This is a genomic window from Anabaena sp. UHCC 0204 (assembly GCF_009711975.1).
Lineage (GTDB): Bacteria > Cyanobacteriota > Cyanobacteriia > Cyanobacteriales > Nostocaceae > Dolichospermum.
This window is the reverse complement of the sequence record NZ_VIKW01000003.1, coordinates 118,715-135,937: the sequence shown is the minus strand read 5'-3', so window position 1 is coordinate 135,937 and position 17,223 is coordinate 118,715. Positions and strand designations below refer to the sequence as shown.

17 protein-coding genes and 1 pseudogene are annotated in these 17,223 nt (G+C 37.5%); 13 read left to right on the top strand and 5 right to left on the bottom strand.

The genetic code is table 11. The features are described 5' to 3' along the window. Nucleotides 1-352 precede the first annotated feature (352 nt). The 3 genes from ntcA to FJR04_RS03475 all read left to right on the top strand — a co-directional run bounded on the left by ntcA (nt 353) and on the right by FJR04_RS03475 (nt 3,154). The gene (ntcA, locus tag FJR04_RS03485; RefSeq protein ID WP_027401174.1) at nt 353-1,024 is read left to right on the top strand and encodes a global nitrogen regulator NtcA; all 672 of its coding nucleotides are present in this window, start codon (nt 353-355) and stop codon (nt 1,022-1,024) included. Nucleotides 1,025-1,237: 213 nt separating this feature from the next. Beyond that, entirely contained in the window at nt 1,238-2,686 is a 1,449-nt protein-coding gene (locus FJR04_RS03480) for a DUF3084 domain-containing protein (protein WP_168491850.1), read from the top strand. A 39-nt stretch (nt 2,687-2,725) separates the two neighbouring features. Continuing rightward, nucleotides 2,726-3,154: a pre-16S rRNA-processing nuclease YqgF gene (locus FJR04_RS03475; protein ID WP_168491849.1), complete on the top strand. Its 429-nt coding sequence runs from the start codon at nt 2,726-2,728 to the stop codon at nt 3,152-3,154. A 62-nt stretch (nt 3,155-3,216) separates the two neighbouring features. Here FJR04_RS03475 and FJR04_RS03470 read toward each other — a convergent pair whose 3' ends face one another. Further along, nucleotides 3,217-3,480 (bottom strand): DUF3146 family protein, encoded by a 264-nt coding sequence (locus tag FJR04_RS03470; protein ID WP_168491847.1) that lies wholly within the window; start codon nt 3,478-3,480, stop codon nt 3,217-3,219. Between the two features lie 305 nt (nt 3,481-3,785). Here FJR04_RS03470 and FJR04_RS03465 point away from each other — a divergent pair, with 305 nt between their 5' ends. After that, entirely contained in the window at nt 3,786-3,977 is a 192-nt protein-coding gene (locus FJR04_RS03465) for a hypothetical protein (protein WP_168491846.1), read from the top strand. 244 nt (nt 3,978-4,221) lie between these two features. Here FJR04_RS03465 and FJR04_RS03460 read toward each other — a convergent pair. Together FJR04_RS03460 and FJR04_RS03455 are read right to left on the bottom strand one after the other, a co-directional pair. Beyond that, nucleotides 4,222-4,446, bottom strand: a pseudogene (locus tag FJR04_RS03460) (SPFH domain-containing protein); the annotation flags it as partial. 244 nt (nt 4,447-4,690) lie between these two features. After that, nucleotides 4,691-6,232 carry an Eco57I restriction-modification methylase domain-containing protein gene (locus FJR04_RS03455; RefSeq protein ID WP_168491844.1) on the bottom strand — a complete coding sequence of 514 codons (1,542 nt, stop codon included), beginning with the start codon at nt 6,230-6,232 and terminating at the stop codon, nt 4,691-4,693. A 465-nt stretch (nt 6,233-6,697) separates the two neighbouring features. Between FJR04_RS03455 and FJR04_RS03450 the strand changes: the two genes are divergently transcribed. Then, entirely contained in the window at nt 6,698-8,056 is a 1,359-nt protein-coding gene (locus FJR04_RS03450; protein WP_168491842.1) for an ATP-binding protein, read from the top strand. A gap of 201 nt (nt 8,057-8,257) precedes the next feature. Here the strand turns inward: FJR04_RS03450 and FJR04_RS03445 are convergent, their stop codons facing one another. Beyond that, entirely contained in the window at nt 8,258-8,935 is a 678-nt protein-coding gene (locus FJR04_RS03445) for a response regulator transcription factor (protein WP_168491840.1), read from the bottom strand. A gap of 995 nt (nt 8,936-9,930) precedes the next feature. Here FJR04_RS03445 and groES point away from each other — a divergent pair. From groES to FJR04_RS03405, 8 genes are all read left to right on the top strand, one after another. After that, entirely contained in the window at nt 9,931-10,242 is a 312-nt protein-coding gene (gene groES, locus FJR04_RS03440) for a co-chaperone GroES (protein WP_168491838.1), read from the top strand. A gap of 98 nt (nt 10,243-10,340) precedes the next feature. Continuing rightward, nucleotides 10,341-11,978: a chaperonin GroEL gene (groL, locus tag FJR04_RS03435; protein ID WP_168491836.1), complete on the top strand. Its 1,638-nt coding sequence runs from the start codon at nt 10,341-10,343 to the stop codon at nt 11,976-11,978. A 148-nt stretch (nt 11,979-12,126) separates the two neighbouring features. Further along, nucleotides 12,127-12,420, top strand: a complete 294-nt coding sequence (locus tag FJR04_RS03430) for a hypothetical protein (protein ID WP_168491834.1) — start codon at nt 12,127-12,129, stop codon at nt 12,418-12,420. Further along, nucleotides 12,421-12,825, top strand: a complete 405-nt coding sequence (locus tag FJR04_RS03425; RefSeq protein ID WP_168491832.1) for a type II toxin-antitoxin system VapC family toxin — start codon at nt 12,421-12,423, stop codon at nt 12,823-12,825. 72 nt (nt 12,826-12,897) lie between these two features. Continuing rightward, nucleotides 12,898-13,950 (top strand): hypothetical protein, encoded by a 1,053-nt coding sequence (locus FJR04_RS03420; protein ID WP_168491831.1) that lies wholly within the window; start codon nt 12,898-12,900, stop codon nt 13,948-13,950. 190 nt (nt 13,951-14,140) lie between these two features. Next, nucleotides 14,141-14,983: an urease accessory protein UreD gene (locus FJR04_RS03415; RefSeq protein WP_168491830.1), complete on the top strand. Its 843-nt coding sequence runs from the start codon at nt 14,141-14,143 to the stop codon at nt 14,981-14,983. 11 nt (nt 14,984-14,994) lie between these two features. Then, a complete protein-coding gene (gene ureA, locus FJR04_RS03410) occupies nt 14,995-15,297 on the top strand; it encodes an urease subunit gamma (RefSeq protein ID WP_168491828.1) in 303 nt (100 codons plus the stop codon). A 25-nt stretch (nt 15,298-15,322) separates the two neighbouring features. Then, a complete protein-coding gene (locus FJR04_RS03405; protein WP_168491826.1) occupies nt 15,323-15,637 on the top strand; it encodes an urease subunit beta in 315 nt (104 codons plus the stop codon). Between the two features lie 16 nt (nt 15,638-15,653). On the opposite strand, the gene FJR04_RS03400 is transcribed toward FJR04_RS03405, so the two are convergent. Next, nucleotides 15,654-17,132, bottom strand: coding sequence for a site-2 protease family protein (locus tag FJR04_RS03400; protein ID WP_168491819.1), 1,479 nt, complete (start codon nt 17,130-17,132; stop codon nt 15,654-15,656). Nucleotides 17,133-17,223 lie beyond the last annotated feature (91 nt).

Below are 17,223 nucleotides of genomic sequence, written 5' to 3'. Positions count from 1 at the left end.
CATTAGGAGCATACTAGAATGTGAGCCTAGTTTGACTTTGTTAGGACAGGGATTTTTGAAAATGCTGCAAGATTGGGCAGTAAGACCCCGGAAATTATGACCATGTTTGCAAATATTCTCAAGAAATCTCCAAGCTTCTTAGGTTCACCTTTTCACTAGAATTGGGGAAACTACTTATCAATAATTACTAGCTAAACAGAACAATAATTATGTATCATAATAAACGAATGACTAAGAATTATGGATTTGAGTATAGGAAAAAACAGAAAGGTTAACGGTGCTTTATTGATTTTTCAGGTGTATTCTTAGGTAATCAGTTTTTGTTTTTCTGGCATTGGGTAGGGGAAGGGAGATGATCGTGACACAAGACAAAGCCCTAGCAAATGTTTTTCGTCAAATGGCAACCGGGGCTTTTCCTCCGGTTGTGGAAACGTTTGAACGCAATAAGACGATCTTTTTTCCGGGAGATCCTGCCGAACGAGTTTATTTTCTTCTTAAGGGTGCGGTGAAACTGTCGAGGGTGTATGAGGCAGGAGAAGAAATAACGGTAGCTCTGCTCCGGGAAAATAGCGTTTTTGGTGTGCTGTCGCTGCTGACAGGCAATAAGTCTGATCGATTCTATCATGCAGTGGCATTTACTACTGTAGAATTGCTTTCAGCGCCAATTGAACAAGTTGAGCAGGCACTGAAGGAAAATCCAGAATTATCAATGTTAATGCTGCGAGGGCTATCTTCGCGGATTCTGCAAACAGAGATGATGATCGAAACTCTGGCTCACCGAGACATGGGTTCACGGTTAATTAGTTTTCTGTTAATTCTCTGTCGAGATTTTGGCGTTCCTTGCGCTGATGGCATTACCATTGATCTGAAGTTATCCCATCAGGCGATCGCGGAAGCAATTGGCTCTACTCGCGTGACTGTCACCAGATTACTAGGCGATTTACGCGAGAAAAAAATGATTTCAATTCATAAAAAGAAGATTACTGTGCATAAACCTGTTGCTTTAAGTAAGCAATTTACCTAAAGGTGATGGGGAAATGGAGTTAGTACAGGTTCTATTTTCGAGGTAGTGCAGTTTTGGGATCTTCCCAAGTAGAGTAAATACCGTCAAGAGTGAACCGATAATTTGGAGGAAAATCTAAAAATTGCATAATTTCTACTTTTGGCTAACTCCATTTACCCACAGACAATGGTTTAACGTAGTAGGCTGTATCTGGAAGCATTGCGGTAGCTAAAAATGACCACCGGGTACATCCTCATTGCAGCAATTTTAATTTTGGGAGGCGTAATTGCCACCGTGGGCGATCGCATTGGCACACGGGTTGGTAAAGCACGCCTCTCACTTTTCAACTTACGCCCGAAAAAAACCGCTGTAATTGTCACTATTTTTACGGGTGCTTTGATTTCCGCATCCACTTTAGCAATTCTCTTTGCTGCTGATAAGGGATTGCGGCAGGGTGTATTTGAATTAGAAGATATTCAAAGAGATTTGGGCAACAAGCGAGAACAATTAAAAACCGCAGAAGCTCAAAAAACCCAAGCAGAGCGCGAGTTAAATCAAGCTAGACAAGCACAAAATCAAGCACAAAAAGAACTACAGGCAATTAATAAATCATTACAGGCAGCAAATACTAGACAAAAAGCAACACAGGCTCAACTAAATCGCACCCTCAATCAACAAGCCCAAACCCAAGCAAGACTTAACCAAACTCAAAGTCGGCTGGGTGAAATTGTGATTCAGTATCAACAAGCTAGAAGTGAATTAGAAACTCTTTACAATCAGCGACAGACATTGCAAACAGCAGTGGAAGAGTTAAAGGCAGAACGGCAGAGATTGTATGCAGAAGCTAAACAAGCCATTGATGAGGCGAAAAAAGCGATTGAAAACCGCGATCGCAAAATTGCCAGATTAGATCAACTTATTCAAAATCGTAATCTAGAAATTAAACAGCGAGAGGAAGTTATTATTACCAGAGAATCTCGCTTGAAAGAATTAGAGAAACAACAAGAATTTTTAGAACAGGAAGTAGCCAGACTAGAAAAATATTATCAGTCCTATCGTGACCTCCGTTTAGGTAAACTAGCTTTAGTTCGAGGTCAAGTGATAGCCGCAGGTTTAATTACTGTTGACAAACCTAATGCTGCACGTCAAGCTATTATCCAAATTCTCCAAGAAGCTAACCGCAATTCTAATATTCAATTAACTGAACCTGGTGCAACACCAGCAAATAAAGAAATACTCCGTGTTACCAAAGCTCAAATTGAAGCACTAATCAGACAAATTCAAGATGGTCGAGAATATGTAGTGCGAATTTTCTCAGCAGGTAATTATGTCAGAGGAGAAAAGCAAATAGAATTTTTTGCAGATGCGGCCAGAAATCAACGAGTATTTTCATCAGGGGAAATTCTGGCTACGACTACAGCCGATTTAAAAAATATGACATCGAACCAACTACGTCAACGCCTAGATTTACTAATTTCCGCTTCTCAATTTCGCGCCCGAAATGCGGGAATTGTCGAAAGTGTGCAAATAGAAGGAACTTTTTTACGCTTTGTTACCCAATTACAGCAGACACCGCAAGAAGTAGAAATTAAAGCTATAGCGGCGGAAGATACTTATACTGTCGGTCCTCTGAGAGTTAGATTAGTAGCCCTTCTGAATGGACAAATCCTGTTTAGTACCTGAGTAATTGACAATTGACAATTGACAATTGATAACGAACAAATGACTAATACACAACCTGTAATTTTAGGATTTGATCCTGGTCGTGATAAATGTGGAATCGCGGTGGTGGGATTAGATCGGCAACTGTTCTATCATCAAGTAGTATTGGCAAATGAGGCGATCGCTAATATTGAAACACAACTGCAAAGATTCCCCGTATCCTTAATAGTGATGGGAGATCAAACAACGGCTAAACAGTGGAAACAGCAACTTAATCAAGAATTAAGCCAAGCCATCAATATCATTTTAGTTGATGAACGTTATACAACTTTAGAAGCACGCGATCGCTATTGGCAAATGTACCCACCCCAAGGCATAATTAAACTATTACCCAAGGGTATGCGTCAACCTCCACGAGCTATAGATGACATTGTTGCCATTCTCCTCATAGAACGCTATCTCAACCGACTTACTGCCAATAACAGCTAAAAATACAGCACATAGCAGGTTGCAGGAGGTACAAAGTCTTTAATCCTGAATTCTGCTCTAATTTAAAGTTCAGCCCGAATCGTAAAAGCATAATCTCCCCCAGGTTCTAATTGATAATCTTGTTGTTCTAAAAAGCGACCTAGAGGTTCTTTGATTAAAGCACGACCTTGGGAAGGCTTTACAGAAAGTTCTCCCTTGCGGAAATGCCACTGGAAATGCCACTGAAAATTACCGGCGCTAACTTCACCTTCAAGAAAGCCTTGTTGCCAAGATTGGCCGGTAACTCTCACATGAGCAGTAGTTTCTGGCAGGCGTTTAGCACTCACTAGGCTTAATGTCAAATATGGGATAAAAGCCAATTATTTATATAGGCTATTTATTCTATGTACCAAAAATAGCTTAAACCGACAAACTAATAAAAACAATCTAAGTTAGTCAAGTCTGATTTTTTGACTACTCATTTGTGGTTAAATTACTATAAATGCAATATAATAATGCAATTATTACATTCAGTAATTAAATTTGTTACAAAAATAACAGATAATAAAATTGACATTGTTGATTACTGCTATCGCCCACTACAGAATATACAAAGTAGTGGGTTTTATCTTAACTTCTTTAATTGTGAACTATGTCAACCTCCATTGACTTACAACCAGTATTACATAGAACTATCTGTGAAGAATGTGCCTTTTATATCAAATTAGAATGCACTCACCCCGATGAATTGAGTGTTAATTGTGCTACTGTCACTTTCTGTAATTCATTCACTCCAGCAGTAGAAATTGACAGTCCTTGTGTATCATTTAGTAATGACAATTAATCTTATAGCATTTTTCAGAATCAGTGAAATACAACTTTTAATTGCAAATCCTGTAGGGGCGCAGGGTCTGCGCCCTCTTAGCCCCTCTTAGCCCCTCTTGTTACCTCTGTATATAAAATTCTAATTTGGCGTTGCTGATTGAATGTATGAATTAGCCTCACGCAAAGGCGCAAAGGCGCAAAGAATTAAGAGTTAAAAAAATCTAATTTTTAAATTTCATACTCTGATTCAGCAACGCCCAATTTTCAATTTTCTTTCTTTCAACTTTTTGACGCTCTTTTTCTAATACAAATTTCATTTGCTCATTTTCTTGTTCAGCTTTGAGTTTTTGCTGAATAGCTATTTGTAGCGTATCCGGCATTTTTACATTTCTCAAAAGTGCTTGGTCAACAATAAAACCTAACTTTGGGATTTCCTGGGTGAGTTGTTAATCAATTTTCTCAACTATTTCCTGACGTTTTGTGGAATAAGGACAAGGGTTATCAACAATTATCCCCATATTATAGCGGTATGCACTTGAGTGAGATACAGTCATTAAATCGCAAAACCTGTAGGGGTGGGGTTTCCCCGCCCTCGATTGTATTTCATCCGACCGATAACCGCTATATCAATAAAATGCCCATACAGTAAAGCTTTCAATGATTTTGAACCAAGTTTTTCATAAAAAAACAGAAGAACCGTATCATCTTGAGTTTAACATTTTCTCAACAAAGTCACATTGGATCTATGAAGTGATGAGATGTCTTTTTATGAACGTATTGTGTAATAGAATCAATAATTTCTTGTTTGAGAATTTCACATAATGGTTGTTTACTACCTTGCATAAGTTCTACTACTAATTCTTGAGTTCTCAGAGAAATATGCTTGAGAGTATCTTCATCTGGTAAAATTATAGGTGTCTTCAAAATATATTTAGCAGAATTATTTGCAGATGGATTAATGGCTTTTAAGCAACTCCAAAATACTGGTGAGTTGCAATAAGCTAAGAGAAAAAATAAATCAACTGAAGATTTTGGAAAAATTCCTACTATAGATTGATCAAAAAGACTTTCCTCAATTAATGCGGCTGTAGGAAGTTTGGATGTTACCATAGGAAAGCCAATTCCGCGTTTAAAATAATAGGATGAATTCTGAAATCTTGCTTTTTTGTCTATTTTATAATGTTCTACTGCATCCTTACTCCAATCTATATACCATTGAGTTGGTTTCACAAAATTATAACCACCACCTTTAAGAATAGGAATAAAGTGTTTTGCATCATTTATTCCATCTAACGGATTTTTTAATGTAGAAGGTGTAGGTTCAATATCATCAGGATTAACAACTAAATAATCAGCAGAACGCTTTATCAAAGTTGAGCTTCTATAAAGGAAGCGTTTGTCATTTCCTGAGTAGAAACCAGTAACACAGTCAGCAATATCAGCGATGATAGTCTTGCTATCTGATAGTTCATTAAAAGTTGATTCATTCCGAGAGATAGGAATAGCAAGGGAATGACTCTGAAGAATATTTCGTTGAATGATTAATTTGCAGTTAGCTGGGGTGTTTGTCAATACTTTTAAATCCCCAAGAGAATCCACAAGTCTCACAAAAAAAGAATGACTAGATAGTGGCTTCTCAGAACGTATACAAATAATACAAAGACCTGCATAACCAAATGAAATTCCTGGAAAGAGAGAGGAACGAAATACATCTATACTTTCAATTATAAACTCTTCTAGAATATAACGTCTGAGAGGAGTATGACTATGAAGATATAAAAAAGTGTCAGGAATAATAAATACTAATCGTCCTTTTTGAGCAAGTAATTTAAGACAACGAAGCAGAAAAACAGTATATGTCTCTCGAATATAAAAACCGGGATATTTTCTTTTTAAATCAGTACGACGCTCATATTCTTGCCAACCTCCATAGGGAGGATTTCCCAAAATCTTTGTAAATTTATGTCCGAAAGATTCGCAAAGGTCTAAATCTGAACAAAAAATTGTATCACGTTCTCGTATTTCTACATTCTGAGATGAACTAAACTTTAATTTGAGATATTTTGCGTGTTCAGGATGTAGTTCATAAGCAAGAGATGAGATATTTTTATTGATATTCAATGCTGCTTCTAAAAGATGTCCTTCTCCTGCACATGGTTCAAGTAGCCTATCATTTATTTCCAATTTTAATAGTGAAGCCATATATGAAGATAAAGCTTGATCTGATGTAAAATATGTTTGATATTTATCTTTATATTTTGTATCTATTACCATTGTAAATATCCTTTTTACTCCTGACTGGGCGCAGGACCTGCGCCCCTACCTGTAAATTAAATTAATTTCTAGAGAATGCGATCGCCTTCATATTGAGTATTATTCTAAAAATATCATATTCGCTATGGCTCATGTCTTATTAATTAAATATCTACGCTAAAAAGTGCAGCCTATACTCATATAAACTGCTAATTCCAAAGTTGAAGCGAAAGTTTTCCTAATTACCAATTTAGTAAATTTACTGAAAAATATATTTTGTTCATCATGAACTACTCGTAATTACTGATAATGCTTATCCCCCCTAAGCCTTGGTATCTATGGAAAGTAAGCCGTTTTATTTTGTTTACGAATTACGAACTAAATATGTTTTCCTGATTACATAATGTTATTCTCATTGTAGACAAAGTAAAAATAATCTCTTACTTTGATATCCTCAAAACTGTAACTACTATAAGGAGGGGCCAAATGATATCAACACATACGGCCATATCAAAAGCTCCATTGCCACTAAGTTCATTATTAACCCCAGATAATCAAACCCCATCTACAGTACATATAAATACAGATATAGTCACAGTTTTATTAGTTGATGATCAGTTAATTATTGGTGAAGCTGTTTGCAGGCTACTCTCTCCGGAGTCAGATATTGCCTTCCACTATGTAAATGATCCTGCTCAAGCTATCCAAAAAGCCATATCTATTGCGCCTACTGTCATCCTTCTCGATATGATCATGCCAGATATTGATGGGTTGATGTTATTACGTTGGTTTCGTTCTCATCCAGCCACTTGTAATATCCCTATTGTCATGCTCTCTAGCAAGGAAGAGCCACAGTTGAAAGCAGATGCTTTTACAGCAGGGGCAAATGATTATCTCATTAAATTGCCCAATGTAGTGGAATTAATCGCCCGTATTCGTTACCACTCTAAAGCTTATAATAATATTAAAGCTTTATCAGCCGCTAACGCTACTGCTCAATTACAATCAAAAAAATTAGAGCAGACTGTGCGCGAACTCCAAAATACACAAGTTCAGTTAATCCAAACTGAAAAAATGTCTAGTTTGGGGAGAATGGTAGCTGGTTTAGCCCACGAAATTAATAACCCTATTAATTTTATTTATGGCAACTTTGTTCATTTAGATAATTATAATGAATCTCTATTAAATTTGGTGCAACTTTATCAACAAGAATATCCATTAGAAACTTCAGCTATTAAAGAATATATATCAGAAATTAATCTAGACTTTATTAGTCAAGATTTACCGAAAATTCTCGCTTCCATGAAAATTGGGACTGAACGTATCCGGGAAATTATTCTATCTTTACGAAACTTTTCTCGACTTGATCAAGCTGATAAAAAAGCTGTTAACCTTCATGAAGGTATTGATAGTACATTAGTAATTTTAAATAATCGTCTCAAGCTAGGAATTGAGGTGGTTAAAGATTTTTGTGATTTACCTTTAGTTGAATGTTACCCTGCCCAATTAAACCAGGTATTTATGAATATTATTAGCAATGCTATAGACGCATTGTTAGAGCAAAATCAACAAACCCATAAACAAATTCTGATTAAAACAGAAATAACTGATTCTCAACAAGTAAGAATTACAATCAAAGATAATGGTCCTGGCATCAGTCCAGAAATACAAAGTAAAATATTTGATCCTTTTTTCACTACTAAACCAGTAAATAAGGGAACGGGACTAGGTTTAGCAATTAGCTATCAAATTATTGAAAAGCATCATGGTGATATCAAAGTTTTATCTCATCCTGAAGCAGGAACAGAATTTATTGTTGAAATTCCTACAAAACAGGTGAGTTGAATAGGAGCGGGGGAGCGGGGGAGCCGGGGAGCCGGGGAGCAGGGGAGCAGGGAGTAGGAGAAAAAGAATATCAATCTTGATCTTCACTGTCACCCTTCGGGTTCACCAGTCGCTCATGGGGGAAACCCCCAAGACCGCGCTGGTTCACCTGTCACCTGTCACCTGTCACCTGTCACCTGTCACCTGTCACCTATCACCTATCTAGGCCATTTGATTTTCAATCGCCCACCGTGCTAATTCAGTCCGGTTGTGGAGATTGGTTTTGCCCAACATATTGGACACATGGCTTTCAACGGTACGCTGACTAACATTTAGTTCTTCAGCGATTTCTCGGTTCGCTAAACCCCTGGCTACAAACTGTACTACTTTCAGTTCGGTTGGGGTTAACTGGACATCGAAAGGAACTTGGATGCGAGAACCGTTATCGCCGCCTTTAGTTTGGTGTTCTTTCCAACGAACAGTTTGCTTCAGTGAAGATTCTACTTGTGCTACGAGTTCTTCAGGTTCAAAGGGCTTGACCATGTATACGTCAGCACCTTTGTTTAGACCCTTAACTCGGTCGGCACTTTGACCCTTAGCTGACAGGAAGAGGACTGGAATCCAACTAGTGCGTTCATTTTGTCGCACTTGTTCCACAAAAGTGTATCCGTCCATTTCCGGCATCATCACGTCACAGATGATCATGTCTGGAACTTCATGTTCTAAAATATCCAGAGCTTCTCTTCCATTTTCAGCCGTGATGACTTCGTAGCCCCGGAACTCTAAGTAATCCTTCACCAGCAAGATGAGGTTAGGGTCATCATCAATAAGTAGAAGTCGTTTGTGGTCTTTCATGCTGGGTTCTTTCATAACAGTGGCACTTGTCGCGCTTCGATCCATTAAGGTATTGATATAGTTATCCTGTATGGTGGATGACTGGAGATGTTGTCTTTTTTCCCACTTAACTTACTTTTACCGCCCCGAAGTCTTAAAAGTGCTAGTCACTTTCAACAGATTCATGAGTGGATGGAAAAAGTCTAGTAAGGATACGTATAGCAGTAGTCTTTATAATGCGCTATTATATATCCCTTTGAAAGGTGCAGGCTAAAAAACCCTGATTAAATTATCATTCTTGTGATTTACAAGTCGGTATTTTCTCAAGATGACCCTAGCTCAAAACTCACCCGCGCTTTCATTGGCTTACTTCTGCTTTACTTATCCTTCGGATGTGAGGCCTCTATCAGAGGCTCAAAATCAACCGGGGAAGTTTTTGGCTTAGTAATGGGTTAAAAATGCAGATTTTTTCACCATACTAATTGCCAGGTTACTGGTCTTGGATGACCTACTCTAATGACTTCTGGGTTTTTGGCGATACCAGACCCCATCTAGGTAAACTACCATTATCGTTCTAGAACAACAAACACGCAAGTTTTTGGCTGGGTTTGTGAAGATGCTAAGGGAATGACTGTATGGTAACTGATGGGTTGATCGCGCTCTCCCGCCTTTGTTTACAGCATTCCTAAGTTCTAGACTAGCTAATTTGCAACAGATTGGTAATTGTTAATTACTTTCTGTTTCCTGTTCCCTTTTCCCTGTAGTAGTTTTAGGGATAAGACGACTGTTTGTGGATCACTGTGCTGTTACTCATTGAGTAGATCCCTGATTACAGTTCTATAACAATTTCCCAACTTTGCAAATAAAGTTGTCCATATCAAAATATTCATTACTTACGCAACAGACCCTGACAACTAAAATAATTGGATATTTGCACTTAAGTATCGCCACCCTGACCTAAGTTCGGAAACCCGTACACAAGCCATGATTGCTATTAGGTTCGATATGAAGCTAAATTAGCACTCATGAGTCGAGAGTGCTAAGAAAGCAAGAAATTTTGTATGGCAGCTGTATCTCTAAGCGTTTCCACAGTTAAACCTTTGGGCGATCGCGTTTTCATAAAAGTAAGCGCCCCCCAAGAAAAGACCGCCGGCGGTTTGTATTTGCCCGATAATGCTCAGGAAAAACCCCAAGTTGGCGAAATCGCTGCTGTTGGACCTGGCAAGCGGAATGATGACGGTACTCGTCAAACCATGGACATTAACATTGGCGATAAGGTGCTGTACTCCAAGTACGCTGGCACTGATATCAAATTGGGTACAGAAGAATATGTACTACTTTCTGAAAAAGACATTTTAGCGATCGTCAGCTAATTGGGGAAGGGTGATAGGTAAAGAGTTTTCCGAATTACCTCTTCACCACTAACCAATTTTCAGAGAAATTTAATTTATTACCGGGATTTAGACTTAATATGGCAAAGCGCATTATTTACAACGAAAACGCCCGTCGCGCTCTAGAGCGTGGTATTGATATTCTGGCTGAAGCTGTAGCTGTTACCCTTGGTCCTAAAGGTCGTAACGTAGTTCTAGAGAAGAAATTCGGCGCACCACAAATTGTTAATGATGGTGTCACCATCGCTAAAGAAATTGAATTAGAAGACCACATCGAAAATACAGGTGTAGCTCTAATTCGTCAAGCTGCTTCTAAAACTAATGACGCTGCGGGTGATGGTACAACCACAGCTACTGTTTTGGCTCACGCCATTGTTAAAGAAGGCTTGCGGAACGTTGCTGCTGGCGCAAATGCAATTTTATTGAAGCGTGGTATTGATAAAGCTGCTGCGTTTTTAGTAGAAAAAATTGCTGAACACGCTCGTCCTGTAGAAGATTCTAAGGCGATCGCTCAAGTTGCAGCAATTTCTGCTGGTAACGATGAAGAAGTCGGTAGCATGATTGCTCAAGCTATGGACAAGGTGGGCAAAGAAGGCGTAATTTCCCTAGAAGAAGGGAAGTCTATGACCACCGAATTGGAAATCACCGAAGGGATGCGCTTTGATAAAGGCTATATCTCTCCTTACTTTGCTACTGATGCAGAGCGGATGGAAACAGTTTTTGATGAGCCTTACATCTTGTTAACCGACAAGAAAATTGCTTTAGTCCAAGATTTAGTTCCTGTACTTGAGCAAGTAGCTCGTTCCGGTCGTCCTTTGGTAATCATTGCTGAAGACATCGAAAAAGAAGCTTTGGCTACTTTGGTAGTTAACCGTTTACGCGGTGTCCTCAACGTGGCTGCTGTGAAAGCTCCTGGTTTTGGCGATCGCCGTAAATCCATGCTAGAAGATATCGCAGTTCTCACCGGTGGTCAAATGATCACCGAAGATGCTGGTTTGAAACTAGATACCACCAAGCTAGAAAGTCTTGGTAAAGCTCGTCGCATCACCATCACCAAAGACAGCACCACCATTGTGGCTGAAGGTAATGAAGCTGGTGTGAAAGCTCGTTGCGAACAAATCCGTCGTCAAATGGAAGAAACCGAATCTTCCTACGACAAAGAAAAGCTCCAAGAGCGTTTGGCTAAATTGTCCGGTGGTGTAGCTGTCGTTAAAGTTGGTGCAGCTACCGAAACCGAAATGAAGGACAAGAAGCTGCGTTTGGAAGATGCTATCAACGCTACCAAGGCTGCTGTTGAAGAAGGTATTGTTCCCGGTGGTGGTACAACCTTGGCTCACCTCGCTCCTCAATTGGAAGTTTGGGCGCAAAGCAACCTCAAAGATGAAGAGTTGACTGGTGCTTTAATCGTCGTTCGGGCTTTACCTGCTCCTCTGAAGAGAATTGCCGAAAACGCTGGTCAAAACGGCGCTGTAATTGCTGAAAGAGTGAAAGAGAAGGATTTCAACATTGGTTTCAATGCTTCTACCAACGAATTCGTTGATATGTTGGAAGCTGGTATTGTTGACCCCGCTAAGGTAACTCGTTCTGCTTTGCAAAACGCTGCTTCTATTGCTGGTATGGTGTTGACAACCGAATGTATCATTGTTGACAAGCCAGAACCTAAAGATGGCGCTCCTGCTGCTGGTGCTGGTATGGGTGGCGGAGATTTCGATTACTAAAATCTAATCTTTTCCTAGTTTGAATAATGGCCGCTTCCGCAAGGGGGCGGCTGTTTTTTTGTTGATTCCTACTTTTTCAGGGATATTGTAGCTGTTATAATAGGGTTCAGCTTGTCTAACAAAGATATTATTTTGAAGAGGTTTAACTATGACTCAAATTATTAATCATCAATCTAATTATCAAAAATTAACCGAAATTGTCAAAACCTTAATTGACAATAATCCTCTTTACCAAGAAAACTTAGATAGACAGGAAATGCTTGAAGTAATTAATCGTACTTTTGATCCTGTGGCCGTTCCTGATGTTAATAGTATCTCTCAGGAAGAATTAACGAAACGGATTAAAAGTATTTTGTCTTTACATTTAGTTTCAGGAATGCTAAATGATTTTACTCCAGAGCAAATGCAAATTTTTGATGAATCTGTAAAACGTGGTGGTTAAATGGGTTATTTATTAGATACGAATATTGTTTCAGCATCACTAAAACAGAATATTGAAGTAGCATTGAAAATTACAGAAATACGTCGTCAAGGTGAATTTATCGGTATTAGTGGCATAACTTACTATGAAGTTCAAAGAGGACTTTTAAGAAGTAATGCGACTAAGAAGTTGGCTTGGTTTCAACAATTTTGTCAAGATTATCCTATTTTGTTTTTAGATGATCTGAGAATTTTTGAAAAAGCATCCGAAATTCATGCTGATTTAACAAACAGAGGTAAAATTATTCAGGATGCAGATATTTTGATAGCTGCTACTGCGATAATTCATAATTTAATTTTAGTTTCTCACGATTCTGATTTAACGAGGGTTAAAGATTTACAGTTGGAAAATTGGTTAATTTCTTAGTTAATTTTCGCATTTAGAATAGAAAATCAAAGACTATGATAATTTATATGCAGAATAAACGGAAATATAAAAATGAAGAATGAAATTGATAACTTGTTTAACGACAAAAATATTTTATTTAGTGAAGATGATATTCAATTATCTATAACTTCGCTACACATAGCTTTAAAAGCTTATTTTTCTACTTATTATTGTTTTAAAGGTTTATTTGATAATGTCTGTTATTATAATGATAGTCTTGAAAACGATATTTTTAAAGATATACCAAAAGAATATTTTTTAGTAGAACTAGAGCATAGAGAATATCATAAGCAATACATTGAATGTATACTGCATTTTCAGCATTTTGCGGAATTGGTATGTAAAGGTTTTTTATATGATGAAAGCAAATATTTAATATATCCATGTATTAACAAATCAGAGGAGAATAGTATAAGTGAAAGTTGTTTGTTGAAAAAATATATTGATGGGAATGAAGATGATATAAAAAATTATGAATCTTTACTTAAGAAATTAGTATATTTAAGAAATAGTGTATGGCATAGAGGACTGGAAATTTATAATTATGATACTTTAGATATATTTGTTGGAAAATATATTTTACCTTTTGTGAATAATGTTTTAAAACATCCTAAATACAAAACATCATTACATTTATGGAAATATAAAGATACGCCTTACGACAAAGACCCATTAATTTTAATTCTTAAGCATTTTAAAGACGAAGATTATGATAGGAAAAAAGTTGCTTTATTAAAAGAATTATGTAGAGCAACTTATAATATTCCTTATTGGAATAATAAAATGTTTTGGGAAATTAATTACGCACAAAATTACGCTAAATTAGTTGAAGAGCAAGCGTCAATTGCCGCTAAAGGTAATTACTTTCCTAATAGTAATGGTGAGTTAAAAGTTCTTAATTGTCCAGTTTGCAATATCAAATCTTTGATAATTTATGAAGAGGTAGAATTTAAATATGAATATGATGAAAATGGAATGTATCCTGTTGATATTGAATATTCCTATCCTGTTGAAGTAAAGTGTGAGTGTTGCTCTTTTGAGTTATATCGTAATGATATTGAAGACGTTAGTAAATACGAAATTGAAGGAATTAATTATTGGTAATACTATAGCGATATGTACTCTTTGTAAGATACAGTCAGCAAATCGTAAAGTCTGTAGGGACGCAGGGTCTGCGCCCTCTATTGTATGTTTACTTGCAAAAAAATACCAGATCGTTAATCATGAGTTGAACTATGCTTTAGATGATTACGTAATTTTGGCTCGAAGATAGACAAACTTTATCCATTTATCAATGATTGTTAATAGTCCAAAGTCCAGTCAAAATTGGCATGGAAAACTTAACTTAGTCTATGCTAAACGCCACGATGCTACCCAGTTAATTTATAACCATAATCAAGCACCATTTAAGGTACAACGCCCCTTTTACCCAGAAGGACAAGGAGTTTGCCATAGCGTGATTTTACACACGGCTGGCGGTGTTGTGGGGGGCGATCGCCTATCCTCTGATATTCACCTCCAACCCTATACTCAAGCTGTAATTACTACGGCTGCTGCTGGGAAAATATATCGTAGTAACGGTTTAGCAGCTAGACAAACTGTAAATATTCAAGTTGATGCTAATGCTTGTTTAGAATATTTACCCCAAGAAACGATTTTATTTAATGGGGCAATTTATCGTCAAGATTTGCGAGTAGAATTAGCGACAGATGCTAATTATTTAGGCTGGGAGATTATGCGGTTTGGACGCAGTGCGAGGGGAGAGAAATTTTTAGAAGGAGAAATGCGATCGCACACCGAAATCTGGCAAAATGGGATGCCATTATGGATTGATAGACAAATTATCTCCGGTAGCGAAGCAGTATTTCATAGTCCTCACGGATTAGCAGGAAAACCCGTTTTAGGTAGTTTGGTTTGGGTAGGAAGTCCCGTTTCTAAAGAAATCATTGATCAAGTCCGTTCTTTAATTATTCAAAACTCTGACGCTGGGGTAACTCGGTTAGAATCTGGATTTTTGTGCCGATATCGTGGTAATTCTACATCAGAAGTCAGAAATTGGTTTACAAATATTTGGCAAATTTTACGAATATCTTTACTAAATCGTGGTAATTGTATTCCCAGGGTATGGCAAATTTAAAGGAGATAAACGTGCAGCTTACACCCCAAGAAAAAGACAAATTATTAATTTTTACCGCTGCTTTAGTTGCAGAAAGACGGAAGAATAGAGGGTTAAAATTGAATTATCCTGAAGCAATTGCTTTTATTTCTGCTGCTATTTTAGAAGGCGCAAGAGATGGACAAACTGTAGCAGATTTGATGAGTTATGGAACAACATTGTTAACTCGTGATGATGTGATGGAAGGTATTCCCGAAATGATTCATGATGTCCAGGTAGAAGCAACTTTTCCTGATGGAACAAAGTTAGTAACTGTGCATAATCCAATTCGTTAATTTTCATGTGAAAAGGATAAAAGTTATGATTCCTGGAGAAATAATCACCCCAGTTGGTGAAATCGAATTAAATGCCGGTCGTCCAATTACTAAATTAATTGTGGCAAATACAGGCGATAGACCAATTCAGATTGGTTCACATTTCCACTTCTTTGAAGTTAACACTGCTTTAATTTTTGATCGGGAACAAGCCAGGGGAATGCGTCTGGATATACCTGCGGGTACAGCAGTGAGATTTGAACCAGGAGATGAAAAAGAAGTTGCACTAATTCCCCTAGTCGGTAGTCGGCAAATCTACGGCTTTAATAATAAAATTAGTGGGAAATTGCCATTAATATAAAGTCAGTTAAAACTTATTAAATATGCAAAAAACGAGCTAAAGCTTGGGGTAATGGCAATATAATTAATAACAACAAAACCATTGACATTAATCCCAGTAAATCCCGTTTATTATCTAATTCTGTGACATCGTTTAAAGCAGGTTCATCAATGAGGGGAACGAATAATAAGATAATTGCCCACAATAAAAATTCCTCTCTGATAAACGAAAGCATTAGTAATAACAATCTGGAAATTTGACCAATAACAACAGCGGTACGTTGTCCAAACATAGCATGAACAATGTGACCCCCATCTAATTGTCCTACAGGCATCAAATTCAAGGCTGTAACAATTAATCCTAAGAAACCTGCAACTGCAACTGGATGTAAATCAATAGCAGATTTTACTGTTAATTCACTTCCCAAAGCTAACTTTGAGAGTATAGCTAATAAAATTGAATATTTGGGATTAAGTGCATTGGGGTTTAACATTCCGATTTTTTCCGGTAAAGCTACTATTTCCGAATGAGCTAAACCCCATAGTAATAAAGGTATAGTCACAATAAATCCCGCCAGTGGTCCAGCAATACTCACATCAAATAAAGCTTTGCGATGAGGTATGGGACTACGCATTTTAATGAAAGCACCAAATGTTCCTAAGAAAAAAGGTACAGGAATAAAATAAGGCAATGTGGCGCGAATTTTATAGAATTTTGCTGTTAAATAATGACCTAATTCATGAGTTCCTAAAATAGTAATTAATCCTAAAGAGTATGGTAAACCCTGAAAAAATAACGTGAAATCAGCTTCTAGTTGTGTGACTTGAAAACCGGCAATTCTCAATCCTACTAAAGTAGTGCTGAACAAAGTTGCTACTAACAATAGTAATGCTAATCCTGGCTTAGTAATCTTTTCCGCATCGCGTTGATTATTTTGTTTAGCCGCTTGAGGATTGGGGACTAAAACAAAGAAAGGTTTACCATTTGTTCCTTCTTGAAATATGACTAAAAAGCGATCGCCAAATTCTCTTTCAATATTATCTTTAATCTGCTGGTAAGCAGCACTAGCCATAGTTCGCAACTGTCCCCGACAAATTACTGCTTGGGGGCGATACTCGATATTTTGAATAAAATATATAGACCAGGGAAAACAATTTCGTAGTTGAGTTTCTTCTGCTAACTGAATCGGACGGACTGCTACTGGTTCTGCTGTAGAACTAACATTTGATTGTGATTGATTTGCTTCAGATTGGTTTTGTGGATCTACAGGTAATTGCCGCCCCCAATAAAACAATAGCCAATATAACAATAAACAAACCACTGATACCCAGAGAATTAATATTGAAGGGGGAGCTTGTTTGATGCCATATACAAGCGTCCAACCAGTCAATATAAATGCTGGTGTCATGAGAACCAGCCACAATAACCATACAGGGGTTCTCGTAGACCGAGCAACACTGTGTTGCATCATCAAATAAGTCAATAACCCCAAGACGAGGAGAAACCAAAATGCCATGTTATTTCACTATCTTTCAAAGATTCTTCCTTGCTAAAACTCGATCCCTTGCTGGGTAGAGTATTCTGAATTTTGTATGCTGTATTCTGAC

Bases quoted from the DNA above. Each gene is read 5' to 3' on its own strand.
- FJR04_RS03405 (WP_168491826.1), top strand. From the start codon at position 15,323: ATGATTCCTGGAGAAATAATCACCCCAGTTGGTGAAATCGAATTAAAT.
- FJR04_RS03400 (WP_168491819.1), bottom strand. From the start codon at position 17,132: ATGGCATTTTGGTTTCTCCTCGTCTTGGGGTTATTGACTTATTTGATG.
- FJR04_RS03465 (WP_168491846.1), top strand. From the start codon at position 3,786: ATGTCAACCTCCATTGACTTACAACCAGTATTACATAGAACTATCTGT.
- FJR04_RS03450 (WP_168491842.1), top strand. From the start codon at position 6,698: ATGATATCAACACATACGGCCATATCAAAAGCTCCATTGCCACTAAGT.
- FJR04_RS03415 (WP_168491830.1), top strand. From the start codon at position 14,141: ATGATTGTTAATAGTCCAAAGTCCAGTCAAAATTGGCATGGAAAACTT.
- FJR04_RS03445 (WP_168491840.1), bottom strand. From the start codon at position 8,935: ATGGATCGAAGCGCGACAAGTGCCACTGTTATGAAAGAACCCAGCATG.
- FJR04_RS03455 (WP_168491844.1), bottom strand. From the start codon at position 6,232: ATGGTAATAGATACAAAATATAAAGATAAATATCAAACATATTTTACA.
- groL (WP_168491836.1), top strand. From the start codon at position 10,341: ATGGCAAAGCGCATTATTTACAACGAAAACGCCCGTCGCGCTCTAGAG.
- ntcA (WP_027401174.1), top strand. From the start codon at position 353: ATGATCGTGACACAAGACAAAGCCCTAGCAAATGTTTTTCGTCAAATG.
- groES (WP_168491838.1), top strand. From the start codon at position 9,931: ATGGCAGCTGTATCTCTAAGCGTTTCCACAGTTAAACCTTTGGGCGAT.
- FJR04_RS03425 (WP_168491832.1), top strand. From the start codon at position 12,421: ATGGGTTATTTATTAGATACGAATATTGTTTCAGCATCACTAAAACAG.
- FJR04_RS03430 (WP_168491834.1), top strand. From the start codon at position 12,127: ATGACTCAAATTATTAATCATCAATCTAATTATCAAAAATTAACCGAA.
- FJR04_RS03475 (WP_168491849.1), top strand. From the start codon at position 2,726: ATGACTAATACACAACCTGTAATTTTAGGATTTGATCCTGGTCGTGAT.
- FJR04_RS03420 (WP_168491831.1), top strand. From the start codon at position 12,898: ATGAAGAATGAAATTGATAACTTGTTTAACGACAAAAATATTTTATTT.
- FJR04_RS03480 (WP_168491850.1), top strand. From the start codon at position 1,238: ATGACCACCGGGTACATCCTCATTGCAGCAATTTTAATTTTGGGAGGC.